This is a genomic window from Aerococcus sp. L_32 (assembly GCF_050689315.1).
Window position 1 is genome coordinate 1 of sequence record NZ_JBOEQF010000208.1, and the last position, 3,678, is coordinate 3,678.

Below are 3,678 nucleotides of genomic sequence, written 5' to 3' on the forward strand. Positions count from 1 at the left end.
GCCAGGAATTTTCACAAGCCCCCAGTCTCCTGATGCATAACATAGGTATTCAGCTTGGAAACCTAAGGCGCCACCAGTGAAAGTCGTGCAATCGCCGTCAAATCCTGCCTTACATGCAGCGCAGTGCCCACAGCCATTGGTAAATGGTACGATAACAAAGTCACCTACTTGGACATTTTTAACTGCTTCCCCAACTTCTTCGACAATTCCAATCGCTTCGTGGCCTGTTTGTGAGCCTGAAGCCTTATCATTAATACCTCGGTACCACCATAAGTCGGATCCACAAACACATGCACGAACAACGCGGATAATGGCATCGTGTGGTGCCTGAATTTGCGGTCGATCCATGTTAGTGACGGTCATATTTCCTGGTTCATTAAAAATTGCTGCTTTCATATTATTACGCCCTTTCTGATTTTAAAATGTTCTTTATCAAAATGATTTCGTTTGATTATTCGCTATATCAACTGCCATAATGAAAAGTTTCTGTTGCCAAACCGTCAATCAAGAAATCTGATCCGGTAATAAAGGCGCCATCACTGCTCATTAAGATTGACGCTAGATTAGCCACTTCATCCGCCGTTCCTGGACGCCCCACTGGACTCTTCGCGAACATATCTTTATAGAAATCGCCGCGTGGGTCATTAAATTAGTCAAGTGCCAAGGGTGTGACAATAATACCAGGTGAAATCTCATTAATACGGGCACCCTTTTTGCCCTATATAACGGCTTCAGCCATGACCCGTTTCCTCTTTTAGCCAATTGGTAGGCATGGAAAGAGTTCTTGACATTGCCAGTTTAGAACAAGTCTAAATCTAACAATTGGTCTACTGGTGCTGTCGCCAATTATCTGTCCTCTTCGGCAGTTAAAGTTGGCATGATGGTTTCATTGGATCCTTGATTTGGGGACACACTCGCTACATTAATCAACAGGTCAATTTCACCGTAGGATTGTTCTTTTTCAATAAAAGTGGCGATTGAATCCTTATCCGCTTTACCAATTTCAGTGGCTACAATATCATATCCAGCCCCCTCCAAAGTATCCGCAATCGCGATGACATTGTCAATTTTTTTGTCACCAATTAGAATCTTATAGTTAAAACCTACACGACCGGCAATGGCCATCCCTAACTGAGCAGCGCCAACTAACAATAGTACATCTTTCATTTAAAAATTCTAACAAAAGCCGTGATTATTGCGTCACGAGATTAGGTTTAATCTATGTATCAAGAAGTAATTATAGAAAGTAGCCAGCTAATTTTCATAGAAAAACTGTAGCATCAATCTCACATGTCTGATGCCACAGTCTATTATTCACGGCTTGGCTATATATTCGTGTGTAAATTGATTAACTTCATCATTATTCTTCTGTATCCAACATTCTATTAATGAACCATTCTACTTGTTGCGGGTCATCATGATCAAAGAAGGCAGATTCTTTCATGTCTAAAGATGTGATTTTTTCTACATCTTCTGATGAAAGTTCAAAATCAAAAATATCTATATTCTCTGCCATCCGCTCAGGACGAACTGATTTGGCTAAAGCCACTATCCCCCTTTGAATTAACCAGCGAAGAACCACTTGTCCAATTGATTTTCCATATTGTCTACCAATTTCAGCTAATATAGGATTAGTAAATAGATCATGACGACCTTCTGCAAATGGTGCCCATGCTTCAACTTGAACGCCATATTTTTCATGCCATTCTTGATCTTCAATTCGTTGATTCCATGGATTCACTTCGATTTGATTGATTTGAGGTGTCACTTCATTTAAGCCAACAAATTCAATCATTTTTGAAGATTTAAAATTTGAAATTCCAATAGCACGTAATTTACCAGACTTTTGACCAGCTACTAATGCACGCCAAGCACCGTATATTTCACCATATGGTTGGTGAATCAAATAAAGGTCTAGATACTCTAATCCCATTACATTCAGAGATTGTTCAATCGTTTCAGCCGCCTTTTCTTCGGGGGCTTGAAGAATAAATAATTTGGAAGTTACAAAAAGGTCCTCTCTCCTAACCAACCCTTCGTCGATTGCTCGTTTGATGCCTTGACCTGTTTCTCTTTCATTACCATAAATAGTTGCAGTGTCGATTAAACGATAACCAACTTTTATTGCTTGATAAACAGCTTCTGCTGTTTCCTCTAAGGGAATTTGATAGACCCCAAATCCTAGTTGTGGTATTTCTACACCATTATTTAAAGTGATTGTTTGCATTTCACGTTCCTCCTCAAATTTTCTTTACATCTTGTATCCTAAACCTTGAAGTGAAGTCCATAGCAAGTAAAACATTCTACTTTTTACGGTCCCAAATTTTTTCAACTTTATCAGCAGTTATTTCTCCGGATTTAAATTTTGCGATGTGGTCATCATAAGTATCGATTTTATATACGAGTAAATCTCTAACCTCTTGCATTTCTGCCAATTTGGCATCTAATTCTTCTAATTGATCGGCTAAAATTTGTTTCTGAGCAAATTCGACATTTTCTGTTTTACGCAACTGGGCCAACTGGGCAAATTCGATTAAAGATTCAATCGACAAGCCAGCATTTCGCAAACTTTTTGCTAGAAAAATCCAATTTAAATCATTGGTTGTAAAATCTCGATAACCACTCTCATTACGGTGAACGGGTGGTATAACACCAACACGTTCGTAGTATCTTAAAGTATCTACAGTTAAATCAAACATTTCCGCAGCTTTTTTTATATTCACTTCTATTCACCCCTATTCATTATTTTTTTATTTCTAATGTTAATATACTGGACGGTCTCCCCCGTGAATATCTGGATCAGGAATACCTGCACTGTCGTATGAAAGAAAACTTGAATCAGCGACAATTTGTAAAACTACACCTGTCATACTTTTGCATGAACCAGATACACCAAGATAGGTTTCATTTTTATGGGTAATTTCGTATTTGATTCCTGGGTCATTTAACCAAGGTAATCTAAGGGTTGTATAATTTATATCAGACCTCACCATGATTTCATCGGAAATTAACGCCGATGGCAAACCATTGCTAATCATTACTTTATTCTCGCGTCTATATTCACCAGGCACTTCGCCGTAAATACCCAAAAGTTGGTATAGACTAAACGGTTCACGCCTGCTGCTTGGATATCAACTGGACTATCTAAACTACTCCCAATTAATGTGACATGGTCATTATTGGCATAATGACTTAATCGGGATTTATGCCGTAAAAACAAAGTTAAATGAAAGTCGGAAAATGATTCCCTACGATAATACACGTTCTTCAATGAATTGAGCAATTTGACCATTGGCTACCATAATTAATACTTTCTTAGTCATTTTTCTACCTCCAAATTTTTCATCGATGTATTTCTAAACAAGTGTAAATCAAACATTAATACCATCTGACCCAGGTTTCGAAACAATCTGAGTAAGTCATTCACCGATCATACTTCCTTGCAAACCATAGTCTAAACCTTGGAGTGGACTCCATAGCAAGTGATATGTCTATATTAAATCTGCAAATTTGCCAATAGAAAAATTTTGGGCGGTTTATAGCAGATAAGTTAATGATAATGGAAAAATCAAAAATTATAAAAAAAGAGACTAATGACATTTATCGTCATTAGTCCCAAAGTGATTGGTATCATAAATATACCGTTTTAAATTTTATTCTTCGCCCATATCTAAGATC

5 protein-coding genes and 1 pseudogene are annotated in these 3,678 nt (G+C 37.7%); all 6 read right to left on the reverse strand.

What is annotated here, in order from left to right; all coding sequences use genetic code 11:
- A partial coding sequence (locus ACRCJ0_RS10500) for an alcohol dehydrogenase catalytic domain-containing protein (RefSeq protein ID WP_431390401.1) occupies positions 1-396 on the reverse strand: 396 nt, incomplete at its 3' end.
- A gap of 67 nt (positions 397-463) precedes the next feature.
- Complete coding sequence (locus ACRCJ0_RS10505) at positions 464-616, reverse strand: SDR family oxidoreductase (protein ID WP_431390402.1); 153 nt, start codon at positions 614-616, stop codon at positions 464-466.
- Positions 617-846: 230 nt separating this feature from the next.
- Positions 847-1,167 (reverse strand): hypothetical protein, encoded by a 321-nt coding sequence (locus ACRCJ0_RS10510; RefSeq protein WP_325756317.1) that lies wholly within the window; start codon positions 1,165-1,167, stop codon positions 847-849.
- Positions 1,168-1,360: 193 nt separating this feature from the next.
- Positions 1,361-2,227, reverse strand: a complete 867-nt coding sequence (locus tag ACRCJ0_RS10515; RefSeq protein ID WP_431390403.1) for an aldo/keto reductase — start codon at positions 2,225-2,227, stop codon at positions 1,361-1,363.
- Positions 2,228-2,303: 76 nt separating this feature from the next.
- Positions 2,304-2,723 carry a MerR family transcriptional regulator gene (locus tag ACRCJ0_RS10520; RefSeq protein WP_431390404.1) on the reverse strand — a complete coding sequence of 140 codons (420 nt, stop codon included), beginning with the start codon at positions 2,721-2,723 and terminating at the stop codon, positions 2,304-2,306.
- Between the two features lie 39 nt (positions 2,724-2,762).
- Positions 2,763-3,323: pseudogene (locus ACRCJ0_RS10525) on the reverse strand (NAD(P)H-binding protein).
- Positions 3,324-3,678 lie beyond the last annotated feature (355 nt).